Origin of the sequence: Haloarcula sp. CBA1129 (assembly GCF_008729015.1) — an archaeon.
Lineage (GTDB): Archaea > Halobacteriota > Halobacteria > Halobacteriales > Haloarculaceae > Haloarcula.
The window spans coordinates 49899-74951 of record NZ_RKSM01000001.1 but is presented as its reverse complement, the minus strand read 5'-3'; the positions used below and the strand labels follow the sequence as shown (position 1 = coordinate 74951).

The 25053-nt window shown below is 64.7% G+C and carries 26 protein-coding genes; 12 read left to right on the top strand and 14 right to left on the bottom strand.

Translation table 11 applies throughout. The features are described 5' to 3' along the window. Position 1: 1 nt before the first annotated feature. Complete coding sequence (gene speB, locus Har1129_RS00335) at positions 2 to 805, bottom strand: agmatinase (protein WP_151098829.1); 804 nt, start codon at positions 803 to 805, stop codon at positions 2 to 4. 2 nt (positions 806 to 807) lie between these two features. Beyond that, on the bottom strand, positions 808 to 1188 hold the full coding sequence (locus tag Har1129_RS00330; protein ID WP_004515075.1) for a translation initiation factor IF-5A: 381 nt from the start codon (positions 1186 to 1188) through the stop codon (positions 808 to 810). Between the two features lie 199 nt (positions 1189 to 1387). Between Har1129_RS00330 and Har1129_RS00325 the strand changes: the two genes are divergently transcribed. The 8 genes from Har1129_RS00325 to Har1129_RS00290 all read left to right on the top strand — a co-directional run bounded on the left by Har1129_RS00325 (position 1388) and on the right by Har1129_RS00290 (position 10064). Further along, positions 1388 to 2026, top strand: a complete 639-nt coding sequence (locus Har1129_RS00325) for an HAD family hydrolase (protein WP_151098828.1) — start codon at positions 1388 to 1390, stop codon at positions 2024 to 2026. Beyond that, the gene (gene cbiB, locus Har1129_RS00320; protein WP_151098827.1) at positions 2020 to 2943 is read left to right on the top strand and encodes an adenosylcobinamide-phosphate synthase CbiB; all 924 of its coding nucleotides are present in this window, start codon (positions 2020 to 2022) and stop codon (positions 2941 to 2943) included. The genes Har1129_RS00325 and cbiB overlap by 7 nt, the downstream gene beginning before the upstream one ends. Then, on the top strand, positions 2934 to 3725 hold the full coding sequence (gene cobS / locus Har1129_RS00315; protein WP_151098826.1) for an adenosylcobinamide-GDP ribazoletransferase: 792 nt from the start codon (positions 2934 to 2936) through the stop codon (positions 3723 to 3725). Before cbiB ends, cobS begins: the two co-directional genes overlap by 10 nt. Next, a complete protein-coding gene (locus Har1129_RS00310) occupies positions 3725 to 4264 on the top strand; it encodes an NTP transferase domain-containing protein (protein WP_191906190.1) in 540 nt (179 codons plus the stop codon). The genes cobS and Har1129_RS00310 overlap by 1 nt, the downstream gene beginning before the upstream one ends. A 91-nt stretch (positions 4265 to 4355) precedes the next feature. After that, positions 4356 to 7376 (top strand): PAS domain-containing protein, encoded by a 3021-nt coding sequence (locus tag Har1129_RS00305; protein ID WP_151098824.1) that lies wholly within the window; start codon positions 4356 to 4358, stop codon positions 7374 to 7376. A gap of 212 nt (positions 7377 to 7588) precedes the next feature. After that, complete coding sequence (locus tag Har1129_RS00300; RefSeq protein WP_151098823.1) at positions 7589 to 8647, top strand: threonine-phosphate decarboxylase; 1059 nt, start codon at positions 7589 to 7591, stop codon at positions 8645 to 8647. After that, entirely contained in the window at positions 8640 to 9344 is a 705-nt protein-coding gene (locus Har1129_RS00295; protein WP_151098822.1) for an adenosylcobinamide amidohydrolase, read from the top strand. Before Har1129_RS00300 ends, Har1129_RS00295 begins: the two co-directional genes overlap by 8 nt. Before the next feature lie 69 nt (positions 9345 to 9413). Then, positions 9414 to 10064 carry a cob(I)yrinic acid a,c-diamide adenosyltransferase gene (locus Har1129_RS00290; protein WP_151098821.1) on the top strand — a complete coding sequence of 217 codons (651 nt, stop codon included), beginning with the start codon at positions 9414 to 9416 and terminating at the stop codon, positions 10062 to 10064. On the opposite strand, the gene Har1129_RS20815 is transcribed toward Har1129_RS00290, so the two are convergent. Both Har1129_RS20815 and Har1129_RS00280 read right to left on the bottom strand, forming a co-directional pair. Beyond that, on the bottom strand, positions 10061 to 10339 hold the full coding sequence (locus Har1129_RS20815) for a hypothetical protein (protein WP_225307707.1): 279 nt from the start codon (positions 10337 to 10339) through the stop codon (positions 10061 to 10063). The genes Har1129_RS00290 and Har1129_RS20815 overlap by 4 nt on opposite strands. A gap of 158 nt (positions 10340 to 10497) precedes the next feature. After that, entirely contained in the window at positions 10498 to 11139 is a 642-nt protein-coding gene (locus tag Har1129_RS00280) for a SatD family protein (protein ID WP_151098820.1), read from the bottom strand. Between the two features lie 168 nt (positions 11140 to 11307). Here Har1129_RS00280 and Har1129_RS00275 point away from each other — a divergent pair, with 168 nt between their 5' ends. From Har1129_RS00275 to Har1129_RS00265, 3 genes are read left to right on the top strand one after another with little or no spacing between them, the layout of a single operon-like run. Beyond that, positions 11308 to 12786 carry a cobyric acid synthase gene (locus Har1129_RS00275; RefSeq protein WP_151098819.1) on the top strand — a complete coding sequence of 493 codons (1479 nt, stop codon included), beginning with the start codon at positions 11308 to 11310 and terminating at the stop codon, positions 12784 to 12786. Positions 12787 to 12846: 60 nt separating this feature from the next. Next, positions 12847 to 13614, top strand: a complete 768-nt coding sequence (locus Har1129_RS00270; protein WP_151098818.1) for an AAA family ATPase — start codon at positions 12847 to 12849, stop codon at positions 13612 to 13614. Next, positions 13611 to 14162, top strand: a complete 552-nt coding sequence (locus Har1129_RS00265; RefSeq protein WP_151098817.1) for a hypothetical protein — start codon at positions 13611 to 13613, stop codon at positions 14160 to 14162. Before Har1129_RS00270 ends, Har1129_RS00265 begins: the two co-directional genes overlap by 4 nt. Positions 14163 to 14357: 195 nt before the next feature. Here Har1129_RS00265 and Har1129_RS00260 read toward each other — a convergent pair whose 3' ends face one another. From Har1129_RS00260 to Har1129_RS00250, 3 genes are all read right to left on the bottom strand, one after another. Then, complete coding sequence (locus Har1129_RS00260; RefSeq protein ID WP_004591182.1) at positions 14358 to 14591, bottom strand: HTH domain-containing protein; 234 nt, start codon at positions 14589 to 14591, stop codon at positions 14358 to 14360. Positions 14592 to 14903: 312 nt separating this feature from the next. After that, positions 14904 to 15719, bottom strand: a complete 816-nt coding sequence (locus tag Har1129_RS00255) for a winged helix-turn-helix domain-containing protein (RefSeq protein ID WP_151098816.1) — start codon at positions 15717 to 15719, stop codon at positions 14904 to 14906. Positions 15720 to 15789: 70 nt separating this feature from the next. After that, the gene (locus Har1129_RS00250; protein ID WP_151098815.1) at positions 15790 to 17394 is read right to left on the bottom strand and encodes a cryptochrome/deoxyribodipyrimidine photo-lyase family protein; all 1605 of its coding nucleotides are present in this window, start codon (positions 17392 to 17394) and stop codon (positions 15790 to 15792) included. A gap of 139 nt (positions 17395 to 17533) precedes the next feature. Here Har1129_RS00250 and Har1129_RS00245 point away from each other — a divergent pair, with 139 nt between their 5' ends. Next, positions 17534 to 18046 (top strand): hypothetical protein, encoded by a 513-nt coding sequence (locus tag Har1129_RS00245; RefSeq protein WP_191906100.1) that lies wholly within the window; start codon positions 17534 to 17536, stop codon positions 18044 to 18046. 58 nt (positions 18047 to 18104) lie between these two features. Here the strand turns inward: Har1129_RS00245 and Har1129_RS00240 are convergent, their stop codons facing one another. Genes Har1129_RS00240 through Har1129_RS00210 form a run of 7 tightly spaced genes read right to left on the bottom strand, consistent with a single transcriptional unit; the run spans position 18105 to position 25013 of the window. After that, positions 18105 to 18638, bottom strand: a complete 534-nt coding sequence (locus Har1129_RS00240; RefSeq protein WP_151098814.1) for a hypothetical protein — start codon at positions 18636 to 18638, stop codon at positions 18105 to 18107. Further along, positions 18635 to 19039 (bottom strand): hypothetical protein, encoded by a 405-nt coding sequence (locus Har1129_RS00235; RefSeq protein ID WP_151098813.1) that lies wholly within the window; start codon positions 19037 to 19039, stop codon positions 18635 to 18637. Before Har1129_RS00235 ends, Har1129_RS00240 begins: the two co-directional genes overlap by 4 nt. After that, positions 19032 to 19736, bottom strand: a complete 705-nt coding sequence (locus tag Har1129_RS00230) for a hypothetical protein (protein WP_151098812.1) — start codon at positions 19734 to 19736, stop codon at positions 19032 to 19034. The genes Har1129_RS00235 and Har1129_RS00230 overlap by 8 nt, the downstream gene beginning before the upstream one ends. Continuing rightward, a complete protein-coding gene (locus Har1129_RS00225; RefSeq protein WP_151098811.1) occupies positions 19733 to 20179 on the bottom strand; it encodes a hypothetical protein in 447 nt (148 codons plus the stop codon). The genes Har1129_RS00230 and Har1129_RS00225 overlap by 4 nt, the downstream gene beginning before the upstream one ends. After that, positions 20172 to 20897 (bottom strand): type IV pilin, encoded by a 726-nt coding sequence (locus Har1129_RS00220; protein WP_151098810.1) that lies wholly within the window; start codon positions 20895 to 20897, stop codon positions 20172 to 20174. Before Har1129_RS00220 ends, Har1129_RS00225 begins: the two co-directional genes overlap by 8 nt. Continuing rightward, on the bottom strand, positions 20894 to 22786 hold the full coding sequence (locus tag Har1129_RS00215; protein ID WP_151098809.1) for a type II secretion system F family protein: 1893 nt from the start codon (positions 22784 to 22786) through the stop codon (positions 20894 to 20896). The genes Har1129_RS00220 and Har1129_RS00215 overlap by 4 nt, the downstream gene beginning before the upstream one ends. Continuing rightward, a complete protein-coding gene (locus Har1129_RS00210; RefSeq protein WP_151098808.1) occupies positions 22776 to 25013 on the bottom strand; it encodes a type II/IV secretion system ATPase subunit in 2238 nt (745 codons plus the stop codon). The genes Har1129_RS00215 and Har1129_RS00210 overlap by 11 nt, the downstream gene beginning before the upstream one ends. Positions 25014 to 25053: the final 40 nt, after the last annotated feature.

The following is a 25053-nucleotide window of genomic DNA, read 5'->3' as shown; positions in this document are numbered from 1 at the left end:
CTTACTCGTCGGTGGCGTGGGCGAACACGAACGCTCGCAGGAGTTTCGCGGCCAGCGTCGCCGCCTGACCGTCGTCGCGGTCGTTGACCTCGACCACGTCGAAGCCGACGGCCTGCGGCGCGACGGCCCGGACCACGTCGTGTATCTCTCCCGGGTCGAGGCCGAACGGCTCCGGCGTTCCGGTTCCCGGCGCGAACCCGGGGTCGGCGGCATCGATGTCGACGGAGAGATACACCCGCTCGTCGTCGAAGTCGGGCGTCCAGTCGGCCACGTCCGCTGGCGGAACGGCGGTCACGTCGTCGGCAGCGGCGCGGTCCCACTCGGCTTCCGACCCGGTGCGTGCACCCAATACAATCGCTTCGTCAGCCACTGAAAGCGCGTGGTGGGTCACCGTCGCGTGGGAGTACTCATCCCCGGCGTAGGACTCCCGTAGGTCCAGATGGGCGTCCAGACAAACGAACACGTCGGGGTCGAGGGCGCGCACGCCGGCGACGGAGACGGTGTGTTCGCCGCCGAGGACGAGGGGGACGGCCCCCTCGCTATCGAAATCCGAGAGGGTGCCCTCAAGGAAGGTGAGGTACTCGGCGACATCGGCCGTGGGACCGATATCGCCGTGGTCGTACACAGAACAGTCAGTGAAGTGCTGGCCGGTGCGGTGGTCGTAATCGTCGAACTGCCGACCGAACTGACGGATGCGGCGCGGGCCAAAGCGTGCGCCGGGGCGAAACGACGTGGATGCGTCGAGTGGTGCGCCGACGAGCGCGTAGTCGGCCGCCCCGCGGTCGGCCCCCGCACCGGGCAACATCGTTACGAGCGTGTGATCTTGCGCTGCTCTTCGTACTGGAGGTACTCGATCTCGTCGTCAGGCTGGAGGTCGATGTCCTCAGGGACACGCATCGTGAACGTGTCGTAGGTGTCGAGGTCCATCACCTGTGCGTCGTTACCGTCCGTGGAGACGACCTGCCCCTGCTTCCGGTTGACGATCGGGACCCAGACCTTCGCGTCGACAGGCTGGGACAGCGAGCGCTTCTTCCCGTCGAAGACGCCCTTGGCGTCGATTCGGGCCTTGGCGCTGCCGTGCTTGCCCGGCTTGGCCGTGCTGTAGGAGTTGATCTTACACGGCGTGTCCTCGATCATGACGTAGCTTCCTTCGTCGAGCTCTCGAACTTCGGTCTGCTCTCTTGCCATACCGCCGGATTACCCCTGTTTGGGTATAAACGGTTTGGAATGCCGTAAGCCAAGGCCGTCGCTACTACCGCTCTGTCGGTGGGCGTCCGCCGTGGCTGGGTTTCGACCGGTCTGAACGACCTGACAGCAGTACCGCGCCCCACGGCCGTTCCCAGCCCCACCCCCACAGTTCAAGTGAGATTGCACTAACCACACAGGTGTGGCACTCTCGTTCGACCTGTTCGAGACGCTCGTCGCGGCAGACCGGCCGTCGGAGCCGTGGGACGCCGTCGCAGCGGCGCTTTCGGCCCGGTCGGTTCGGGTACCGGACGACTGGGAGGACGCCTACCGTTCGGCCCACCGCGACTACGACCGCGGCCGGGAAGCGCCGCTTGACGAGCACGTCCGTCTGGCGCTTGCCAGCCGCGGGGTCGAGGTCACCGAGGCGACGGCGACCGAGGCCGTTCTCGACGCGTTCGACGGCCCGGTAGCGGTCCGCGACGGAGCCATAGAGGCACTAGACGCCGCAGCGAAGCGGGGACCGGTCGGAATCTGCTCGAACTGCAGTGTCCCGGGGTTGGTCGAGCGAACAATCGAGCGGGCGGCCATCGAATCGCAGAGCGGTCACTCGTTCGACGCCGTCGTCACCAGCGTCGGCTGTGGGTGGCGGAAACCCCATCAGCGCATCTTCGAGGCGACTGCCGACGCGCTCAACGTGGCGCTCGCCGACCTCGTCCACGTCGGCGACGACGCCCGGACAGACGGCGGCGCGGGTCGCGTGGGCGCACGGTCGGTTCTGCTGGACGACCGCTCGCTACCGGCAATAGCCGAACAGCTCCTGGAGGGGGAGCTGTGTTGAGCGCGCTGGCCGTGGCCGTCGCCGGCGGGCTAGAACTCGCCGTCGGCGAACCACCGACCCGCTTTCACCCAGTCGCGTGGTTCGGGCGGCTCGTCGGGGCTGTCGACCGCGAGTGGGAGCACCCGCTCGCAGTCGGGACGCTTGCCGCAGTGTTGTTGCCGCTCGGAGCCGCCGGGGTCGTCGGCGCGGGGGTCGCACTCGTCGCGAGCCTCGCACCGCCGGCCGCCGTCGCGCTCGCCGGCCTCGCGCTGTTTTTGACCACGAGCCTCCGCAGCCTCCTCTCGACCGCCCGTGACGTCATCGCCGACACGGAGGGCGACCTCCATGCCGCTCGTGAGGGGTTGCTTGCACTTGCCGGCCGCGACGCCGGCGATCTCTCGGCAGGCGAGGTCCGCAGCGCGGCCGTCGAGAGCACATCGGAGAACCTCGCTGACGGTCTCGTCGCGTCGCTGGCCGCGTTCGTTCTTGGCGGGGCCGTCGCAACGGGCGTCGGCCTGCCACCGCTTCCCGTCGCCGCTGGCGCGGCGGCGTGGGTCAAGGCCGTCAACACGATGGATTCGATGTTGGGCTACCGCTCGAAGAGGGTCGGGACGCCCGCGGCGCGGCTCGACGACGCCGTGATGTGGCTCCCAGCCCGAATAAGTGCGCTCCTGCTCGCGCTCGCCTGTGGGTCGCCCCGGTCGGTGGCCCGCGCTCGGTTCTGGCTGGACGGCGTTCCCTCGCCGAACTCCGGGTGGCCGATGGGGACAGCCGCCGCAGCGCTCGACGTTCGACTCGAAAAGCCGGGCGTGTACGTCCTGAACCCCACAGGACACCTTCCCGACGTAACGACGGCCCGGCGCAGCGTGCAGCGGGTCGGCGTCGCCGGAGTGCTGGCATACCTGCTGGCCGGGGTGGGGGTGTTCGCGTGGTTCTGACCGCGGTCCGGGGTGCCATCGGATTTCTCTCGCGGCTCCCAGTGGGCCACAGCGAACGGGCGTGGGACGCCTTCGTCGAAACGCCGGCGGCGTTCCCGCTGGCCGGCTACGTCATCGGCGGCCTCGTCGCGCTTCCGTTCCTTGCTGCCGGCCTGCTCCCGGCACCGGTCGTCGCCGCGGCGTATCTCGGAAGCGTCGTCCTCGTCACCGGCGTCAACCACGCGGACGGCCTCGCAGACCTCGGTGACGCCGCTGTCGTCCACGGCGACCCCGCGGAGCGCCGCGATGTGATGCGGGACACGACCGTCGGCGTCGGAGCCGTCCTCGCGCTGGGGACCGTGCTTCTCGCGCTCGCACTGGCCGCGCTGGCCGCTGCCGGGCTCCCACCGCTAGTCGCTCTCGCGCTCGTGGTCTCGGCCGAAGTCAGCGCGAAGCTTTCGATGGCGACGCTTGCCTGCATCGGCCGTCCGAGCCACGATGGGTTCGGGTCAACGGTCCTCGACGGGACCGGCCCGAAGCAGCTTCTCGCTTCGCTCGCCGTCGCGCTCCCGGCCGCTGTCGTCGCCGTTCCGGCGACCGCAGTCGCAGTCCTCACCGGTCCGCTGCTCGCCGTTGGCCTCTCACGATGGGCCGACCGCCGACTGGGTGGCGTCGGCGGCGACGCCTTCGGCGCGGCCAACGAACTCACACGGGCTGTCGCGCTCCACGTCGGCGTCGCTGCATGGTCGGTTTTTGGGACTCTACTGGGCGACTGGGGGGTGCTCGCATGGACGCTCTCGTGATGTGTGGCGGGCGCGGGACGCGACTGGACACCGATGCCGAGAAACCGCTGTTCCGGGTCGACGGCGTCCCGATGGTTGACCGGGTCGTCGGCGCACTGCAGGATAGCACCGTCGAACGGATTATCGCTGTAACGTCGCCGAACGCGCCGGAGACGCGGACATATCTGGACGTGCCCTGTATCGAGACGCCGGGTGAGGGGTACGTCGCGGACCTCAACGCGGCGCTCGACGACGACCGGCTCTCACGGCCGGTACTGACCGTCGCCGCCGACCTGCCGCTGCTTGACGGGGAGATAGTTGACCGCGTACTCGACGAGCACAGCGGCGGGTCGCTGACAGTGCTGGTCCCGGCTTCGCTGAAGCGAAGACTCGGTGTGAGCGACGACACGACGTTCGAAAACGGCGACAGAGAAGTCGCGCCGACGGGCGTCAACGTCGTCGGCGACGGCCCCGATGATGCTTGGCTCACGCGGGACCGACGCGTCGCAGTTAACGTGAACACGCTGTCTGACGCCCACGTCGCAGAACAGTGGCTGTGACCGTGGCTACGTTGCAAGAGTGGGCCCGGGTCGCACTCTGATACTTGTTGGTTGGTAAGCAAATATTACCCGGGAGGCAGTATGTTCGATAATGGCCGATACGATCCGTGTGCTCCACGTGGATGACACACAGGGGTTCGCCGAGATGGCGGCCGAGTATCTCGAACGAGCAGCCGACGACCTGACAGTCGTCACGGAGACGCGCCCCGAGACCGCCTTAGCCCGCCTCGACGATAGTTTCGACTGTGTCGTCAGCGATTACGAGATGCCGGAGCGAAACGGGTTAGAGCTGTTCCATCAGGTCCGGAATCGCTATCCGGATCTGCCGTTCATGCTCTTTACCGGGAAAGGAAACGAGAGTGTTGCAAGCGAGGCCATCACGGCGGGTGTCACGGACTACCTCCAGAAAGACGGGAGCACGGACCAGTACACGGTTCTGGCCAACCGCATCCGGAACGCCGTCGAGCGCCGGCGCGCCCGCCGGGAGCGCGAACGGAGCGAACGGCGATTCGAAGCCGTCTTTCAGGACCCACAGACACTGGTCGGCGTTCTCGATCCGGATGGGACAGTCCGCAAGGCGAACCAGACGGCGCTGGAAGCGGTCGACGCCTCGCGAGAGACGGTCATCGGCCAGCCGTTCTGGGAGCTATCGTGGTGGCCCGATGGGCATTCGGCCGAGGTTCAAGAGTGGGTCGACCGCGCCGCCGCCGGCGAGTACGTCGAGATCGAGATCGATCACACCAGAATCGAATCAACGCAGTTCAGCTATCACGGCTACATACGGCCAGTCAGAGACGACAACGGCGATATCGTCTCGCTCGTTGCATCGGGCCACGACGTGACAGGAAAGAAAGAGCGCACCGAGAAACTCGAGCGGACGCGCGACCTGCTCTCACAGACCGAGCAGCTCGCGTCAGTCGGGGGGTGGGAAATCGATGTGACCGACGGCCCGCCGTACGAGGGGAATCCGACAGCGGGGTTCTACCACCTTCACGGTCTGGACCCTGACGAGCACGTTCCCGTAGAACAGACCGGTGAGTTGCTCCACCCGGAAGATCGCAGGCAGGTGAAGAATGCACTCTCGGCGCTCTTGACAGACGGCGAACCGTTCGACGTCGAGGCCAGAATCGTGACGCCGGACGGCGAGACGCGGTGGGTGCGGTCCATGGGCGTCCCCGTTGGAGAGGCGAGTGAGTTCAGCAAGTGCCGCGGCGCGATGGTCGACATCACCGATCAGAAGCGACAGGCGGCGGAACTCGAACGGACGACCGATCTGCTCCGGCATACCCAGCAGATCGCAGATGTCGGTGGGTGGGAACTCGACATCTCCGAGCCGCCGTACGAGGCGACGTGGACAGACCAGCTTTTCGAGATCTTCGAGATCCCACCGAGAGACCCCCTGACTCCGGAGGACGTGCTCAGTTTCGTTCACCCCGACGACCACGACCGCGTTGCAGCGGAAACGGAACGGCTCATTGCGGAGGGAGAGGGACTCACACAGGAGTATCGCATCATGACGGGCGAGGGCAAGGAGCGATGGCTCCGTGTCATCTCGGAGCAGCCCGAGCACCGAGACGACATCATCCGTGGAGCAACCCTCGATATCACTGACCAGAAACAGACGACGCGGGCGCTCAAAGAACGAGAGCGGACGCTGAGACAGCACAAGGAGTTCACTGATGACATTCTGGATGCCGTCGACGACGTGTTCTTCCTACTCGATGAGAACGGGCGGGTCAGGCGCTGGAACAAACCCCTAGAGCGCGTGACCGGGTATCCCGGTGACACTCTCTCCTCGATGGATGGGGAGGCGTTGTTCCGAGCGGAGGACTGCGAGCGCGTCTCCGACGCGTTCCGGACTGGCGACACCACGCTGGAACTACCGCTCGTGAACGACGACGGCGAACCCGTTCCGTACGAGTTCATCTTCGACCGGGTCAAAAATCCTGCGGGCGAGACACGAGTCGCCGCCATCGGACGCGATATCTCGGCTCGGAAAGAGCGTGAAGAGACACTCGCCAGAGCGAACCGACAGCTCCAGACGATCCTCGAAACCACGACCGCACTGGTGTTCGTCAAGGACAGCGACGGACGGTATCAGCGCATAAACCAACGGTTCCGGGAGATATTCCTCGAGGGGGCGATAGACGCGGTTGGCAAGACTGATGCGGAACTGTTCCCGGAGCAAACTGCCGAACGATTTCGCGCTGACGACCGGGAGGTGATAGAGACCGGCAAATCGATCGAGCGCGAGGAAGAAGTCCCGACTACCGACGGCACACGGACCTTCCTCACACTCAAGAACCCGATTTACGACGACGAGGGAACCGTCACGGGGATCTGTGGTATCGCCACCGACATCACCGAACGGGCCGAGTACAAGGCCCATGTCGAGCGCCAGAAGGAGCGCCTCGACGAGTTCGCAAGCATCGTCTCGCATGACCTCCGGAACCCACTCGATGTTGCAATGGGGCGGACACGACTCGCCAAGGCGGACCAGTCGGGGGAACATCTGCCAGTCATCGAGCGGTCGCTCAACCGTATGCAGGAACTTATCGACGACCTCCTGACACTGGCCCGTCAGGGAGAATCCGTCGCCGAGCTTCAGCCGGTCGCCATCGGAAACGCAGTCGAACAGGCTTGGCGGAGCGTCCAGACCGGGACGGCCACGCTCGAAGCTGACACTGAAGACCCGGTAGTCGCGGACCCAACGCGACTCCAGCAACTGTTCGAGAACCTTATTCGGAACAGTATCGAGCACGGCACAGCGGTCTCGACGGAGGAAGCACAGGAGGGCGACGTAACGCCGGTATCAAACGCGCAAACGAAATCCGAGACACGGGCCGGGATGACCGATGACAGTGTCACCGTCAGCGTCGGCGATCTTGCCGACAGCTCGGGCTTTTACGTGGCTGACGATGGCACCGGCATCCCCGAGGACGAACGCGAGGAAGTGTTGCGGAGCGGGTACTCGACCTCGGAGGACGGGACCGGGTTCGGCCTCGCCATCGTCCGGGAGATCGCCGAGGCACACGACTGGACAGTCACCGTGACCGAGAGCGCTGACGGGGGCGCTCGGTTCGAGTTCCGTGGCGTCGATACTGCAGAGTGAGTTCGACTGGCCGCCTCAGGTCTCCGTGCAGTCAGCGGGTGATACTCCCAAAACAACTGCACTGTGACCGTTCTGGGGACAGTATGAAACGGCAACTGAGATGAGGAGGCAGAGCGGTGAGGTGGCGGACGACACAGTGGCTGGCGCACGATAGTTGAGAGTGAGAGCCTGCCGCGAAACCTTCTCCACATCGCCCGCCGTAATCTCCGTCAATGGATCCTGATTCGGTCGAGAGCTTGCGGGCGGGTGGTGGTGGCAGGGCCGAAGACGCTATCGGTCCGGACGGCCGCGTTCCGCACGGCAGTAGCGACGATCCGGACCTGCTGGACTTCAGCGCGAACACGAACCCCCGCGTCCCGCCGGACGCAGGGAAAGCGTACCGAGAGACCTTCGAGACCGCCCGCTCGTATCCGGCGGACGACTACCCCGAATTCCGAGCGGCCGCGGCGTCCGTTGTCAGTTGCGAGCCGGAGCAGGTGATACCAACGGCCGGCGGCCTCGAAGCGATACGTTTGGCGATCCAGACAACGGTCCGAGCGGGGGATCGGGTGCTCGTCCCGTTCCCCAGTTTCGGCGAGTACGCCCGCGAGGTCCGTCTACAGGGCGGGACACCGGAGTTCGTTCCACACGACGAACTGCTGACTGCCGACCCGTCCGGCCACGCGCTGGCAATCGTCTGTAACCCGAACAATCCGACCGGAGAGGCCGCCGACTCGCCGGCGCTCCGGGCCTTCGCCGACGACTGTCTCGCGGCCGGGACAACACTGCTGGTCGACGAGGCCTTTCTCGGATTCACCGACAAACGGTCGCTGGCAGGCCGAGAGGGGGTCGTCGTCGCGCGCTCGCTGACGAAACTGTTCGGCCTTCCCGGTATCCGAATGGGCTACGCTGTCGGCTCGGGCGAGGTGCTGGACCGACTCGCTACCGCACGCCGCGCCTGGTCGATGAGCGCGCCGGCGGCCGCGGTCGGGACACACTGCTACGGCCAGACTGAGTTCGTCGCCGAGACAAAGGCCCATGTCGAGTCCGAGCGAGCACGGATGCGTGACCGGCTCTCGGCGCGGTTCGACGTGTTTCCTTCCGATGCACCGTTCCTCCTGCTGTCGGTCAGCGACGCGGACAAGTCCGTCGATGACATCCTTGCCTCGGCCCGCGAAGCTGGTCTTGCCCTCCGCGACGCCCGAACGTTCCGCGGTCTCGGCTCGCACATCCGCGTCGCCGTCAGAGCCCCCGAGGAAAACGACCGGCTGCTGGACGCGCTAGATGTTTGAGACGACCGTTCGGGACGGCGTCTGTCAGATTCGCCGCGAGGGAGCACACTGGCTCTCGACGGCGTGGGACGGGGGCTACCGGACCGCCGACACAGTCTACAACGTCACCGTCCCGGAAGGGTTCGAACGGACTGACCTCGACACGTACCGCGCTGAGCGGCTGTCCGCGACCGGCTTCCCCGCCGGTCCGGCGTTGCTCACCGGCGTCCACATGGAACACGCCCGCTGTGCCCGCTGTGGCCCGGTGTCGGTGCTGGCAACCGCTGGCATCTCGAACCCTGCGGCGTTGCCGATGACGGCGGGGGCGACGCCGGATGCGGCCGCCGGTCCGTCTGACAGCCCCGACTGGCGACCCGGAACGGTCAATCTCATTGTCGGCGTCGACCGCGCGCTGGACGACGGCGCGCTGGCGACGCTGCTTGGCACGGCCGTCGAGGCGAAGGCCGCGACGCTACTCGACACAGCGGGCGTTCCGGGAACAACATCGGACGCGGCCATCGTCGGCTGTGTCCCGAGCGCTGAGCGCGCATCCTTCGCCGGCAGTGCAACAGAAGTTGGGGCCGCTGCCCGCGTCTGTGTCCGTGATGCCATCCGGGCAAGTCTGGCCGCCCGCTACGACGGGGATGCGTTGCCGACCGTCGAGGACGCGGCGTACGGCGTCGTCACCGACCGGGACACTGTGGTTTTCGAGCCGTGACAGATCAGTGTCTCGCGCGACGTTCCCGAAGTCCAAACGGCTAAACAGAATCCGGTCGAACAGACTGGCATGAGCGACAACACGGCCGGACCGACCGCCGAGCCCATCAGTCCGAGCACACCCGAGGAGTTCGGGCTGGTACAGGTCTGGTGGGGCGACGGCAAGGGCAAGACGACGGCGGCACTGGGGATGGCGACCCGCGCCGTCGGCCACGGCTATCGGGTCCACCTCCTGCAGTTCATGAAAGGCGGGACCAGCACCGTCGAGGACGTGCGCGGTGAGTACAACGCTATCGCCGCGCTGCCGGGCTTCTCCTACGAGAACGCCGGCCACTACGGCTGGCACGGCTTCCTCGACGGGAGCGAGGACGACGAGCACGAGGCCCGCGCGAAGGGAGCACTCGACCGGGCACAGGAACTCGTTCAAGCCAGTGCTGACGCCGACCTCTCGACGCCGCGGGACGCCGACGGGCCACCAGAGGAGGGCGTCAATATGCTCGTCTTCGACGAGATTCTCTACGCCGCGAACCGCGGCCTCGTCAACCCCGAAGACGTACTCGGGCTTATCGAGGCCAAGCCCGACGACCTTGAACTCGTCCTGACAGGCGGACACGAACGGCCAGAGTTCCTGACCGACCACGCGGACCTCATCACGGAGGTCAGCAAGGAGAAACACCCCATCGACGCTGGACAGGGCGCGCGGAAAGGCACAGAATTCTAAACGGCACCAAGCAGATAGTCAAGACAGACGCCGAAGACTAGCGAGTACGTCACGTTGGCGATACTCCCCGTGAGATAATACGTCGTGTTCCCACTGGAGATATCTTGCCAGCGGACGATTGATTTTGCGGTAAACACCAGCCCTAGTGCCGTGTATGCGCCGAGTAGCGTCAACGTAAGTATCAGAACATTCTCCACTTTCCCGACCGCACGTCCCGTATCCGCTTCTTCTTCACTCACATCGGCACCGGCGTATTGGAGAGCGCCGGAGACCATGGTCCCACTTGTCGACAGCAACAGAGCGTACCCGGCACCAATTACGACCGCTGAGCGAAATGATATAGACGAGGTCAAATCACCGGTCGCCCAGACAAGACAAAGGATAGCACCGACTGTGACTACGGCTGACGCTGGTGTCCGCCAACTCACAGAACTCATTCCCAGACCTCCGTCATAGCCGCTTCAAGATTCGCTTCGGTTGACAGTACCATCTTCGCCTTTGCCCGCGAAAGCGTCTGTGAGACGGCCTGAATCGATACGTCTCGGTCGTCAGCCAACGCCTGCATACTCTTTCTTTCGCGGTACTCACGAACGATTGACGCTTGGTGTGGCGTCCATTCCTGTTTCCACGCAAACAGCAGGTGTATCTGGTCGGCAAGCAGTGAAAGTAGCCAAGACTTCACGACAGGATCGTGCAGCGCAACGGCCCGACCGTTTTCCGTGATGTCAGCTAGCAACGTATCTGCTTTGTGGAACGCAGGGCCATCCATCTCTGAAACCTCGCTCGTTGTCATCCCCACGTCAACTTCTCCGTGGACAACCGCAAACCGAATCGCAGTCGGGTGTATCGATTCGGTGATTTCCCGGATAGCGCGGTAAGCATGTCCGGGGTTTCTGATGACCCCTCCGACTTCGTCAACCCCCTTCAACACCGAGAACGGCGCAACCGTCTGGTCGGCGAGTGCGTCGGTCGCTCGTGACACGCCCTGATTGAGCGACGCCCGCAACGCCTCTCTATCTGTGACTGACCGTGACCCGATGACATCACCGATGATGACGCACCACCGTTCCGCCATACTCGCTGACTCAACCTGATAGGGTTTACTTATTTTGGTTAAACTGTTTAACATTGAATATCGCGTGAACTGCTAACCCGGATTCGATTAATGAGGTGGTGTTAAATGGATATCAGTTTAGTCATCTGAGCGAAAGACACCAGTGCGTTCGTCTCCCAACACAGCCTGATGGCCCACACGCTGCTGGTCGCCGGGACGGCCAGCCACGTCGGCAAGTCCACCGTCGCGGCCGGACTCTGTCGCTATCTGGCCGACTGCGGTGTCTCGGTCGCGCCGTTCAAAGCCCAGAACATGAGCAACAACGCTCGGGCGACGCCGGGCGGCGAGGTCGGCGTGTCCCAGTACGTTCAGGCTCGCGCGGCCGGCGTCGTGCCCGCGACCGACCACAATCCCGTCCTGCTGAAACCGCGAGGTGACGGCGAATCACAGCTTATTCTGCACGGCGAAGCGGTCGGCCACTTCGAGGCCCGTGGCTACTACGACGAGCACTGGGCGGACGCGCTGGAGGCCGCACGCGCGGCCCACGGCCGACTCGCGCAGTCCCACGACGTCATCGTCGCCGAGGGCGCTGGCTCTATCGCCGAAATCAACCTCCACGACCGCGACCTTGCGAACGTCGAGACGGCCCGGTTCGCCGACGCCGACATCCTGCTCGTCGCCGACATCGAACGCGGCGGCGTGTTCGCCTCGCTCGTCGGCACGCTCGAACTCGTTCCCGACGACATCCGGGATCAAGTGGCCGGCGCAGTCATCACGAAGTTCCGCGGCGACCGCTCGCTGCTGGAGCCCGGAATCGAGGAGTTCGAGGACCGAACCGACGTGCCCGTCCTCGGCGTGATTCCCTACGACGACCCCGGACTCCCCGAAGAAGATAGCGTCGCGCTGCCGCCGGTCGGCGAGCGCTCCGTGGTCGGCGCTGACGACGGCGTGCCCGCCGACGAGAGCGTCACTGTCGCCGTCCCGCGACTCCCGCGCATCTCGAACTTCACAGACCTCCAGCCACTCGCCCGCGAGCCCGGCGTCCGAGTCGCGTACGTTCCGCCCGACGGCGGACTCGACGATGCCGACGCGGTGGTCTTGCCGGGGAGCAAGAACACCGTCGACGACCTGCTGGCGCTTACCGACGCTGGGTTCGGGGACCGGCTACGGGCGTTCGGCGGTCCCGTCGTCGGTCTCTGTGGCGGCTACCAGATGCTCGGCGAGGAGATCACAAACGCCGACATCGAGGGGACCGGCGACGGGGACCGAGTGGACGGTCTGGGACTGCTCCCCGTGACGACGGAGTTCAGCGAATCGAAGACGGTCGAGCACGTCCAGCGGGACCTCGATGGGGTCGGACCGCTCTCCGGAGCGAGTGGGACTGTTGAGGGCTACGAGATTCACATGGGCGACTCGACGCTGACCGACGAGGTAGCCCGGCCGTTCGACAGCGACGGGGCAGCGACCGACAGCGTTCTCGGAACCTACCTGCACGACCTCTTCGTCAACGACACCGCGAGAGATACCTTTGTGCGAAATGTGTTCGAGGCTGCCGGTATCGAGCCGCCAGCGACGCGCGAGCGAGACGACGGGGACCCGTACGAACGAGCGGCCGGCCTCATCGCCGAGCACATCGACCTGAGACCGCTCGGACTGCCCGACCAGTGAGTGTTTGATACTCTCTTAAATTCCGGAAATTTATATACAGCTAGCTCGCAATATTCCCCAATGGTCGAAGTGTTCGCGGTCGCCAGTGGGAAGGGCGGAACTGGCAAGACGACGAGCACCGTTGCCCTCGGGATGGCGCTCGCCGACCGCTACGATGTGACGGTGGTCGACGCCGACACGGGGATGGCGAACCTCCTCTTTCACGCCGGTCTCTCCGACGCCGAGACGACGCTGCACGACGTGCTGGCCGACGACGCGCCCGTCGAGGCAGCCATGTACGACCGGTTCGGGCTGACGGTCGTTCCCTGCGGGACGAGCCTTGATGGATTCAAGGACGCCGACCCGGGCCGGCTCCGGGACGTGGTTGCGACGCTTGCACAGGAGACGGAGATCATCCTCCTCGACTCGCCGCCGGCACTCGACAGCCGGACCGCCGTCCTTCCTATCGTGCTGGCCGACCGCATCGTCGTCGTCCTCCAACCGACGATTCCCGCCATCTCGGACGGGCTGAAGGTTCAGGAGTACGCGACGACCTACGACACGGACGTGGCCGGTCTCCTGTTCAACAAGGTCCGCGAGTCCGAGTCCATCGAACAGGTCTCGGACAAGACCGAGCGATACTTCGACGGACCCACGCTGGCGTCGGTCCCCGAGAGCGAGCGGGCCCGCGAAGCACGCCGTGCCGGCCGGCCGCTGCTTGCCCATGCCCCCGAATGCGAGGCGGCGACGGCCTACCGCGAGGCCGCCGAGGCGCTCACAGTCCAGAACGGGACAGCCGCCGACGCCGCCGACCGGTTCCGAAGCGCCGTCATCCCCGAGTCACTATGAAGGTGCCCCGCGGCCGACTCGACAAGTCCCGCGTCGTCACGGACCCGCGGGACACGCTCGCCGACGTGCTCGACCGCGAGCTGACCGGTTATGCCGTTTTCGAATCCCAGAAGACGCTCCTGCTCGACGGCGAGGGACGGGGCATTATCACGTTTACCGACGGTGTCCCCGTGCTGGCCTACCACACCGGGACGGACCGCGGTGGCCCGCCAGCGCTTGCAGACCTCGCCATTCCCGGGCCGTACCACGTCTCGCTGTATGCGCTCGACGCTACCGACTTGGAATCGGTACACGAAGCGGCCGACCTTCGGGTCCCGCCCGGGATGCCCGCTGAACGGCTTGGTGGCGACCCGGCGCTGGCCGACAGCACGCGACGAGCGGCCCCTGACGAGCGACTGTCGACAGCGAACGACGACGTAGCAGCTGAGGATGGAACTGCCGAACAGAGCGCCGTCGAGGCGTTCCTCGACGATACGGAGAAAATAGAGGCCATCAAACAGCAGGCGCGTTCAGAGGCCCGCGAACGCGCTCAGCAGTGGGAGTTCTGAAGGCGTCGCATGGCGATACAACCGACCATCCCGTCAGCCTCTGTTCTACAACTCCTCAGTGTGTGTCGCGACACGGGCCCAATTCCACGCCGAGTGTGAACCGCCTGACGGCTCCTTCCGATAGTCGTAGCGATGTACCGGGACGTGTCGATCCCGTGAGCAATCCTCGCCGAACGTACTCTGCACCACTCTATATCAGTCTGCTCGGACCGGAATCCACCACACCCGCGACCGACCCCCGACTTTCTTGCTCGTGATATCCGTCTCCGATTCGAGGTCGTGGAGTTTGTTCAGCGCGGTCCGGCGCGAACAACCAAGTCTATCCGCTACCTCCGACGCTGTGAGTGGCTCCGCATAATCGCTTCGGTGTTTGAACACCTCGATAACGTCCGATTCAGTGTACTGGATCTCCCGTCCGGGCGGAGACATACTTCTGTCAACGATTGCCACATACTTATACTGTCGGCAATTATTTCAATCTGGGTGAAAGTACAGAAACACTGTCTGTTGTTGTCGCCGGATGGGCTCGAACGTCGGAGTCGAACGCCATGACCGTCGTTAAGTGTTACAGCCCCTGTAACATGTATTATCCCTCGAAACAGTTACAGCGAATAAGTATAGGCACTCACCGGCTATACCATGGTTCGGGGATACGCCATCCCGCCCTCCAGTGAGTGCTGGCGCGCCGACCAGCGCTCCCTTCGGCCCTTCCATGCCGGACTCTGTCAGTAAGCGACTGGATTACTGCTTGTGGTCCTGCATCGACAGGACCGATTCAAGCGGCTGTGACCGCGCTCTGTATCGGTCGAACACTGTCTCAGCCCAGCTATACACACCCGTGGCGTCGGATTCGGCTATCGCCCGGACGTTGTTCCGGTCGTCGTAGGCCGCCAGACAGACCCGCGAGCGGTCCAGTGCGAGGCCGATATCGAGCGGCGTATCGTGGACGTAGGTATCGATGTTCTCGTGTTCGACGCCTCGCTCCAGTGCGTCTGAGAAGTCTGACGCGGACCGTTCGAGGACACTGTGGTCGATGATGAACTCGATATGTGTCCCCGTTTCGAGCAGTTCCACCGCGGCGTCGTTGAACACTGACGTTACGATGGGCGAGATGGCTCGAACGTCGCCGTCGACCTCGTGCAGCCAGTCCGTGAACCGATCAATCGCGGCTAGTGGGTTCTGTTCGGAGGTCGTCGTGAGACAATCAGGGTCTAACAGAGCCGCCGGGATGTCCGCCGCGATAGTACCGAGGTGGGCGGCCAGTGGCCCGACCGCCCGAGCCCGTTCGACCTCGCTTATCAGTGCCGTGTACTGGTCGAACACCCGCTGTCCAGTCACCGTAAGCCGGTACTCACCGTCCCGTTTGACGACCCACTGTCGCTCGGAGAAGCCCGCGAGTATCCGCTGGATTGTGGTCCGAGTCGCGTCCACCGCATCGCACAGATCGGTGGGCCGTGCCGGATTCGCTCGAAGTTGGGCCAGCACCGCGAACCGCTGTGGTGACCCGGTAAGGAACCGGCAGTCCTCGAAAACGGTGTCGTCCGGACCCTCCGTCATTGGACATATTTGAGTGGGCGACCGTCTTAGCCTCTTTGGCGTTTGGCAACATTGGTCGAGCCCTGACGAACTATTCGTCACTGAACGAGCCGAGACTGGTCTGGGTCCCGCCGTCGTCCGCGCCGTTCGACGCATCCGTCCCGTGTTCCGCAGCGATACGTGCGGCGGCTTCGCGGCCGCCGGAGAAGGAGGCGCGGCGCGCAATAACCGGGTCGCTCAGGGCAGCGGCCGCATCGGCACGTACTGCCTCGTAACGCCTGCGAAACGCCTGTCGGGCTCCGTCGTAGTCGACGACCGGGTGCGGGTAGTCTTTGCCGATATCGACACCACAGGACGCCTGAACGTGTAGCGGTGTCTGCTCGGGCCGGGCAAGGTACTCGTCGGGGAGCGCCTCAAGTTCGGGTACCCATCGACGGATAAACTCGCCGTCCGGGTCCTGATCGCGGGCCTGCTTTCGGGGATTGTACAGCCGGAGCGTCGGCTTGCCGATCAGGCCGCACTGGGACTGCCACTGAGTGTAGTTGATCGCTGCCGAAGCGTCGATGAGGTGGTGGTAAAACCAATCCGCGCCGATTCGCCAAGGCTGCTGGAGGAGGTGGAAATACACCGAGGCACACATCGCCCGCATCCGGAAGTTGAGCCAGCCCGTCGCTTTGAGACAGCGCATCGAGGCGTCGACCATCGGAAACCCGGTCCGGCCGTGCTTCCAAGCGGCCACCAAGTCAGGGTCGTACTGTTCCGCGTTGAACCCCTCGAAAACCGGATTCACAGCCGTCTCAAGCCAGCCAGCCCAGTCTTCGAGTTTCTGTTCGTAGTGTTTGTTCCAGAACAGCCGCGAGATGAACATCTCTTTCCCGCGACCGTCGGGTGCGTACTCGTTGATATACTGGATGACCTGCCGCACGGAGAGACAACCGAAGGCGAGATACGGCGAGAGCCCGCTGGTCCCATCTCGGGCATCCGTCGGCGCTGAGATGTTCCCCAGGTAATCATCGATCCGCTCGGCGAACGCCGACAGCCGCTCGCGCGCAGGACCGGTCCCCCCGCGGGGCACGTCGGTTTTCGACGGCGTGATATCGTAGCGGTCCTCAACCACGCCGATGTCGACGCCGGTGTCGAAGCGCCGCGAGGTGACTGTGCTTGGGTCCCAATCGAATGGGTCGGCCGAGAACCACGCCGAAACGTCATCCTGCCACCCGTCGCGAGTCTCCGCTCTGTCGCGAACCAGCCCGTCGCCGTCGATGAATGTCACGTCACACTGTTCCCGGACGCGACGGTCCCGCTGCCGGCCGTAGCGCCCTGTGGGAACGGCCATCGTTACGATGTCCCAGCCGGCCTCGCGGAACCGCCCCAGCACGTCCACGGGGTCCCCGTGGGCGTAGGTGAGCCCACGACCGGTCGCGGTGTGGTACTGGTCCGAGAGGTCGGTCAGACAGTCATGCAGGAACCGGACGCGGCTGTCACAGGCCAGCCCGTCCGTGCCATAGAACGCCGGGTCGAACACGAACAGCGGAAGGACGTGCTCGGCCGCTGCGGCTCTCGCTACCGCGGCCTGATCGCGAATCCGCAGGTGTTCGCGATGCCAGACGACTGTGCCGGATTCATCGCCCTCAAGCGTCGGAATCGTGTCTTGCTGTGGCGTGTCCAGCATCTCGGCCGACTCGAATCCCGCCATACGCGCTATTGATTCCTTATTGGCCCACGGACACCACTGTCTTTCGCCTCTCGAAGCCAGCTAGTTCGAGACGGAGATCACGTAGCCACCGTATCCGGCTATCAGAAAGATTACCCCTCGGGACCCGCGCTAGTCGGTAATGGAATTCAAATCTACCCGCCGCCGCTTCATGGAACTCGCCGGAACGAGCGCGACAGTGTCGCTTGCCGGCTGTAACGCCCTGCAGGGTGGCGATAGCGACGGGACAGAAACGGGAACGGGACCGCAGAGCCACAGTGCGGACGCGGATTCCGCGACCGTGACTGTCGTAGTCGAACCGGACCAGACGCAGTTGCAGGAACGACAACAGGAGATCCAATCCGAACTCCAAGCGGGGAATCTCACACAGAGCGAGGCACAGGCCGAATACCGCACTGCACAGGAGAACATTGCCGAAGACGCGATCAATTCTTTCAAGGAGCGCGCGACAGCAGACTTCGGTCTCACTGTCGACGACTCTGTTCCCGAAGCGAGTGCGCTGTTAGTCACTGGCCCACCAGCCGGCCTCATCGATACGCTGTCAGTCGAAAGTGTCTCCGGTATCCTCTCGCAAGCGACGTTCGAGCAGATCCTGTCGCAAGTTCGAACTGAAACGCCGGGTGAGACAGAGTAACACACAGCACGGACTGTCTCCTGATTTGCGGTGAAAGGTGTAGTTTTGCTCCGGCCGCTCACCGCGAGGACCGACCGCTGGCTTCCAGAACCACAGTGACAGTGGTTTCGCCGCGTTCGGTCGTCGTCATTACATCGAAACCGATAGCGAGCACGTGCGTGCGGCCCACGCGGTCCTGAGTGACGACGCCACGGTCGGCGACGCAGTCCCCGAACTGGCGGTCCGGCCCACCCGGGCAGTTTGCGTCTTTCCACTGCCGTGCCGCAGTACCGTTGTAGGTTATATTGTAATAGACACCGTCATCGATTCGGGACGTTTGGAGGCGGTCGAGCCGAGGCCGCAACCTCGTTCGAACGGCTGTCACTGCCGAATCGTTCGCAGCCCAGACGTACTGATTCGGGATGGACGCGCTCTCCGTCGCGACGGCTCGCTCAAGGACCCGAAGCGCGTCAGCTGAGGGGTCCTCATCGTAGTCTGCTGTCGCCCGAACGTCGTCGTGGTAACCCAGTTGGAGGGACGCGAAGAGAATCGGGACGAGAGCGACAGCCACGACCGTAGCCGCAACGAGGACTAGCTGTCCGCGCCGAGTCATGCGTACCACACGATAATTCTGACACTGCCGTGTCCCGTTGGGACAGTTGCGGTTCCGGTGCTGACGCCCTGTGGGGTCGGTGTTCCGACTACCCCGTGTGGTGTTTCGACCCGGAACAGGATGTTGTCGGGGAGGATGCGAGCGACCCGGCTCGAAAGCGCGTCCTGTTCGCGGTCGAAGGCTGCCGGACTCGCGACGACTTCCTGAAGTCGCGTCGCACCGTCGTGTCGCGGCGGGTCGTTAGCGAGGAGCGCCGCCGTATCCGAAGCGTACGCATCAAGCTGTGGTCCCTGCCTGTCCGGCGCTGGCGTCCCCAGAGCAAACCCGAGCGCGACGCCGAGAATCAGCACTGTCCCGAGGGCGACCTCCACGAGCGACAGCGGCAACTGGGCTCTACGCATCGACGGTCACCACCAGAGTTTCTTTCGTCGACCGCGGGGCGTCATAGCTGATGGTCACGTTCCTGGATTCGAGTCGCCCAGCGTGCTGGAATCGGAGCTCTGTCGTCTCGTAGGGCACCAGCGGGACCGTGTGGCTGCCATGCAGCCCACTCCGGTTGTGAAGGAGAACCCGGTCGTTAGCGCGGACCGTCCAGACAGTCGTGCCTGCTGGCGGATCGATAGTTACTGTGGCCTGCGCGCTCCGGCGGGGGAGCGTCACCGCGTCGGCCGTCGTCAAGTCGGGCGTGAGTGTTCGTGGCTCCCGAGACTCGACCACGACAAGCCGGCTGATGCGCGTACCGCCCTGCACCGTGCCGGTGCGTGCGATCTCCTCGTCAGCCAACTCGACGCTGACTCCATATTCACTGGCCGGCGGCGCACTCCGCTCCAGCGCCGTCTGGTCGAAGCCGTCCACCCGAGATTGGTTGAGCACGTTGCTCCGGGCGGCCAGCGGCCCGTCCGCCGCGACGAGTCGGTCAGCAATCGCGGCGGCGACCCGTCGCTCGTCAGGACTCCGGTCCGCGCCGGCAATCGCAGTGTCGGCCATCGCGACCCCCAGACCGGTGACAACGGTCAGCAGCACGAGCGCGACACCCAGCGCTGGCAGCGACGTTTGAGCGCGTGCGTCGTGGCCAAAGGGCCAACGCCGCTCCGTCATCGCTCCGACTCCAGTGTCACCGTCACGCTCCCACGTGTTCCGGAAACAACGATTACAGTCGGACTGCCACTCTGCCATTCACCCTCGAAGGTATCGACTCTCTCGGGAAACAACGGCTGTGTTCGGCCGCCGATTTCGGGGTCGGGATGGTCGAGCACGAGGGCTTCGCCGTCAGTCCGAATAGTGTATCCTGTGCCATCGATAGTCGCCGGCAGCGAGAGCCGAACAGTCGCCGAGACGGCCCGAGCGTCCGGCGGGATAGCCTGTTCGATACGAGCCGTCGCTTCGGCGAGCGTTCGGTCGCCGAGTTCCGCCCCGACGGCGGATTGATACGCCGGGACAGTGCCACCGTACAGCGTGGTCGTCACCAGTCCGATGTACAGCAGCACGATCCCCATGCTCAGTAGTTTCTCGACGACGGTGCTGAGCGCGCGGTTATCCATGCCCCACCTCCGTCCGCATATCGTGGCGAACCAGATACAGCGTTCGTCGGCCCGGGAAGGTCGCCACGACGCTCTGGACGCCGTCGCCGTCGATGTCCCTGACTCGCGTGGTTGCACCGACACGCTGGAAGTACTCGGTGAACGGGCGGGGCGTCTCCGTCTCGATAGCCACACTGTAGTTGTCGGCCGGGAGCCGCTCGCGTTCGTGGCTGACGTTCTGTCGAATGGCAGCGGATACGCCGCCCGTCCCGGACACCGTTCCGCCACTGGCGTTGACAAGCGGTGCGCCGACGATGACCGCCGTGTCGTCCCGCGTCGCCGTCACCGGCGGGTCTGTTTCGAACCACGCGTTGCCCGCTGTTCCGCGGACGACGCTACCGCCGAGAAACCGAACGCGGTTGTCGCCGGAGTCGTACACTATCGCATCGATAGGGAGCGTTCGCTGGACCCCGGAGTCGTTGAGTACGCGCAGTTCCCGTTCCACTGTGGTCAACCGCCCCTCAGTAAACCGGACACGGGCGGTCTGGTGGCCCGTCTGCTCGACCGGCCGGAACGCCGTCTCGAACGTGTTGGCGACGCGGGTCTCGTCCGCGGTTGCAGTGTGGCCATCGACGACGGTCCCGACGACCGCTGTCAGTCCACCGAGCGCGACGACGGTCAGCCCCAGCAGCAACACCACGCCGACGACGTGTGACTGGGCGTCGGTGTCGCCAATCAAATCAGACCAGCCCCCGCGAAGACGACGTAGGCGACGAGTACCAGCCCCGAGGAGTGCAACAGCGCCTCGTAGACGCCACGGCTCGCCGTCCCGGCGAACCAGCCACAGGCCAGCATCGTCGCCTGCGTGACCACGTAGAACCGGTGTTGCTCCCGGGCCGGCTTGATCGCGGTCGGGTCAAAGGCGATGTTCGCGCCGCCCGAAACGGCCGACAGTTGCGCGAAGCTATCGAGGACGTAGATGTTGACGGCGACGGTGATACCGATGACAAGCAACGCTGTCGTCCAGCCGACGGCGACGTAGACGAGCAGCGCTGAGCGGATTGATTTCCGTAAATGGTAGAGCTGACCGATTTCGGTCTGTAACGTCTCGAAAACGTCCTCCGCGTCACTTCCCGTATCTAGCGCACCGACGACCAGCCCGATAGTCTGTTCGGCCATCGGTGTGCCGACGCGGTCGACGAACTGGTCCAGCGCCGCGGCCCGCCTATCGGCAGCGGAGTCCCCGGGGCTGTCACCGAGCGAGAGCGTGAACGCGAGCGACTGGACATCGCTAGCGAGCGCGCCGAGTTCCACGTCATCGGCGACGCGTCGGACCGCTTCGGGAAACGGACGGCCGAGCGCAACGTGACCGGCGACAGCGTGCACGAAGTCCTGAATCTCCCGGTCCTTCGCGTCGTCCGCTCTGGCCCGGCGGACCGTTACCATACCGACGGGGACACCAACGGTAGCGTACGAGAGGAGCGCAACGTTGACCGGGCGATAGCCGAGTGACCAGAGGCCGACCGCGACGACGGCTCCCAGCGGCACGCAGGCGAGGAGTGCGCTTGCTGGATTCGAAGGGATGGCTGTGAGTATCGCAACGGGGCCATCCGGCAGGCTGTAACTCGGAGCGGCTGTGTTCCGTGGCCGGAGCGTAGCAACGACGAACGCCGACAGCAGCCCGGCAGCCATCACGAACGCCGCACTCCCGTAGACGACGATGGCGCGGACAGTCGTCTCGCCCAGTGGCGTCGCAACAGGCTCTGAGAGACCGGGCGCAAGAATACCCATCACGGTGACGATGAGCACCACGAGGGCAGGCAACACCAGCAACACGACGAACAGCTCCGCGAGCAGTTCGAGGTAGCCGGTCGCCCGCTCGTGTTGGCGGCTCTGCTCGTGTGAGAGCAGGCGTCCCTCCATCTCCAGATAGCCCTCCAGTGCCTCGGCGCTCTGGTTTGCGTGTTCACGGAACTTCAGCAGAAACGGGGCAAGCAGGTCCCGTGAAGGGGTTTCGCTGGCGACTCGCTCGATGCCGGTGTCGAGACTGCCGGTGAGAATCCCCTGATTGAGCGCACGCCGGAAGGCAACCGCCGTCTCGCCATAGGCGTCCTGTTCGGCAACGGCGCGTAGCATCTCACGGCGGTCGTGGGTGCCGGAGGCGAGCACTCTGAGGTATCGGACTGCGCCGGGGAGCGTGGCTGCGATGTCCGCGCGCCGCGCGCTGGCAACCCACGAGAGATATCGGTTTCCGGCGACGAACACGCCCCGCTTGAGCGTGAGTCCAGCGACGATTCCGATGCCGGTGGCCACGAGAGGGCGAGGGACCGTTGGCAGCGACAGCCGATTGATGACTGGGAGACTCTGCTGGAGCACCGCGACGAACGAATCGAAGGTCCCCGACGGGACGAGCATCGCTGTTGTCGCGGTTCCGATAACGCCGACGCAGAGCGCCAGCCACGACAGTCCGTATACCCTCGCGACGTAGACGCCGAAGCCGGTGCTTGGATAGGCAGCTCGGTAGCGGTCACGCGTGCTTGCGTGGCGGTCGTCCGCGGCGTGGTGGGCGAACAGGGCGTACAGGCCCCGGTCGAGCAAGCCGAGTGTTCCACCGCCCTCAGTCGTCACCCGTCCCAACCTCCAGTTGCGGGCTGTCGGGGGTACCGGCCTGTCGCCGCAGTCGCTCGACGGTCGCTGCCTCGTTCGTCTCCAAGTCGGCCAACACGCCGAACAGGTCGTCGAAATCGGTCACCCCCTCCTGAACGAGGTACTGGACGTAGCGGTGGCGCCGATGGAACGCGTCCTCGACGGCCGACACCGGTTCGTCACGGAGGTCCGAGAGTCGGTCGAAGATGCCGGTGTCGACCTGCCGCCGGTCGTCGCCGAACTGCGGATGGTCGTAGGCGAGTTCGAAGCTCCCGTCGGGCCGTCGCCAGCAGACGGAGTTCCAGTGGATGGTCGTCCCGTCCTTGTGTATCGTCCCGCTACGGTCGTTGCCGCTCTCGGCGACAGATGGGTCGTCGACAAACTCGACGACTTCGCCGACGTAGCGCTCCCCATCGACGTGTCGGGGAAACACGACGAGGTCGATCTCCTTGAGCAAATATGTTGGTAAGCCCTTCTCGATAACGCGGTTGACCAGCGACTCGATATCGTCGGCGTGGGTCGTCCCGATGACTCCGTGGCCGGTGTTGAGCGTCTCAGCGAACGTTTCGAACGATGCGGCAGTATTGATCTCCGCGATGACTTCGACGTCGGGGTTCAGATAATTACACTGCGTCATCAGGTCGGCCATCGTCACGCGGCGGTGGTCCCGCTCGTGGTCTCTCGTGGTGAGCGAAACGCCTGTCTCGTGTGGAATCCGCACCTCACGTGACCCCTCGTCGATACTGATGGGGCGGTCCCGGTACGGGATAAACGGCATATGGGCGTTCATCAGCGTCGTCTTGCCGGCTCCAGTCGGTCCGGAAAAGAGGACGACGCCGTGGGATTCATACAGGAGCCACAGCAGCGCGACCAGTTCCGTCGGCAGCGAGTCCCGCTGGACCAGACCGACCGGCGTCATCGCGTCACCCGACTGTTTCCGGATAGAGATGTGTGGGCCACCTTCGCTGATAGTCGGCAGGGCGACGGCGCAGCGGATGGTGTCGTCGGTGTCGTGGAGGCCGTCCCCGTCGGGGTCGATGTTGACCTTCGCGCTCGGGTTCGAGGCGTTGAGTTCGACCCCGTCATCGGCGGCCAGTTGCGTGACGACGTTGACGAAAGCGGCCTCCGAATCGAAGGCGAGATTGGTCGGCACCCGGCCGTCGTGACCAAGGTCGGCGCGCGGGAGGACCTTCACGCGTTCGTCGACCCGATTTGCCTCGATATCTTCAAGCGTATGGTCCCGAATCGGGACGGTGAGCTTCCCGTAGCCGACCAAATCACGAAGGACATAGTACAGCAAGTCATCGAGGCGGTCGTCGGCGAACCGGTGGTCGACCGGCGGCACGGCGAGGTCGAGTTCGGCCAGCGCCGACCGGAGTCGATAGCGGGCGGCGTCGACCCACTCGGTCGTGTTGCGGACGGTTAGCTGGCGGGCCAGCAGCGAGCGGGCACGGTCCCGGACGAACTCGACGCGGTTTTCGACGACGCCGTCGACGCCAGTCTCCCAGACGCGCTCTTTACACACCTCGATGAGTTGCTCGTCGCCGGGGAGCAGGTCCGGCTCTCGAACCGCGTACTTCGTCGTGAACGGGTCGGCACCGAGGAGATGCTCGCGATAGACGACAACTGGGATCTCGAATCCCTGAAACCGGACGGTATGGCGCTCGACACGCTCGCTCGCAAAGCGGTTGAGATACGCCGGCTCCGGCCCCAGATCGGTCTCGGCCGGGGCGTAATCGTCGGTGTGGACGACCACGCCGTCGTCGGTCACGTCGGCAACGTCGATGCGGGAGTCCAGTGCGTACGGGGTCAGATCGTCGAAACACGCCAGCGACGAGAGCGCGTGGTACTCGATTCGGCGACGGCTCGCCGGAGATGCATCGATCAGTCGGTCGATGACCCGACGGTGTTTCGCGTCGAACCCCCCGTTCATTCGCTCCACTGCCCCCTCACGGGTCCGTGGTCGCTCGACGTTCGCGCCTGCGAAGTGTGACTCGATGGTCGTCAGTGCGTCAGCTTCTGACGCTGAAAGTACCGGGTCACGGACATCGTACCGGAACTCGCTTCGTTCCCGTCGGACGGTCACGACGACGCCCGGATACACCTCGTCTTGCTCGCGAACGTCCGGCGCGTACCAGGCGTCGGCGGCATTCGGTGGTGTCGGTGCGGGGACCACCGGTGCGGTCTCCGTGCCAGCCTGTGCGGTCATACGGTGGTTTAAATTAACCATTGTACTTAAACTTGTAGAC

Coding starts and splice junctions, on each gene's coding strand:
- Har1129_RS20815 (WP_225307707.1), bottom strand. CDS start 10,339: ATGGTCTCCGGCGCTCTCCAATACGCCGGTGCCGATGTGAGTGAAGAA.
- Har1129_RS00310 (WP_191906190.1), top strand. CDS start 3,725: ATGTGTGGCGGGCGCGGGACGCGACTGGACACCGATGCCGAGAAACCG.
- Har1129_RS00295 (WP_151098822.1), top strand. CDS start 8,640: ATGTTTGAGACGACCGTTCGGGACGGCGTCTGTCAGATTCGCCGCGAG.
- Har1129_RS00300 (WP_151098823.1), top strand. CDS start 7,589: ATGGATCCTGATTCGGTCGAGAGCTTGCGGGCGGGTGGTGGTGGCAGG.
- Har1129_RS00245 (WP_191906100.1), top strand. CDS start 17,534: ATGGAATTCAAATCTACCCGCCGCCGCTTCATGGAACTCGCCGGAACG.
- Har1129_RS00290 (WP_151098821.1), top strand. CDS start 9,414: ATGAGCGACAACACGGCCGGACCGACCGCCGAGCCCATCAGTCCGAGC.
- Har1129_RS00225 (WP_151098811.1), bottom strand. CDS start 20,179: ATGGATAACCGCGCGCTCAGCACCGTCGTCGAGAAACTACTGAGCATG.
- Har1129_RS00250 (WP_151098815.1), bottom strand. CDS start 17,394: ATGGCGGGATTCGAGTCGGCCGAGATGCTGGACACGCCACAGCAAGAC.
- Har1129_RS00260 (WP_004591182.1), bottom strand. CDS start 14,591: ATGTCTCCGCCCGGACGGGAGATCCAGTACACTGAATCGGACGTTATC.
- Har1129_RS00305 (WP_151098824.1), top strand. CDS start 4,356: ATGGCCGATACGATCCGTGTGCTCCACGTGGATGACACACAGGGGTTC.
- Har1129_RS00265 (WP_151098817.1), top strand. CDS start 13,611: ATGAAGGTGCCCCGCGGCCGACTCGACAAGTCCCGCGTCGTCACGGAC.
- Har1129_RS00270 (WP_151098818.1), top strand. CDS start 12,847: ATGGTCGAAGTGTTCGCGGTCGCCAGTGGGAAGGGCGGAACTGGCAAG.
- Har1129_RS00210 (WP_151098808.1), bottom strand. CDS start 25,013: ATGACCGCACAGGCTGGCACGGAGACCGCACCGGTGGTCCCCGCACCG.
- Har1129_RS00275 (WP_151098819.1), top strand. CDS start 11,308: ATGGCCCACACGCTGCTGGTCGCCGGGACGGCCAGCCACGTCGGCAAG.
- Har1129_RS00235 (WP_151098813.1), bottom strand. CDS start 19,039: ATGCGTAGAGCCCAGTTGCCGCTGTCGCTCGTGGAGGTCGCCCTCGGG.
- speB (WP_151098829.1), bottom strand. CDS start 805: ATGTTGCCCGGTGCGGGGGCCGACCGCGGGGCGGCCGACTACGCGCTC.
- Har1129_RS00255 (WP_151098816.1), bottom strand. CDS start 15,719: ATGACGGAGGGTCCGGACGACACCGTTTTCGAGGACTGCCGGTTCCTT.
- Har1129_RS00280 (WP_151098820.1), bottom strand. CDS start 11,139: ATGGCGGAACGGTGGTGCGTCATCATCGGTGATGTCATCGGGTCACGG.
- Har1129_RS00230 (WP_151098812.1), bottom strand. CDS start 19,736: ATGACGGAGCGGCGTTGGCCCTTTGGCCACGACGCACGCGCTCAAACG.
- Har1129_RS00330 (WP_004515075.1), bottom strand. CDS start 1,188: ATGGCAAGAGAGCAGACCGAAGTTCGAGAGCTCGACGAAGGAAGCTAC.
- Har1129_RS00240 (WP_151098814.1), bottom strand. CDS start 18,638: ATGACTCGGCGCGGACAGCTAGTCCTCGTTGCGGCTACGGTCGTGGCT.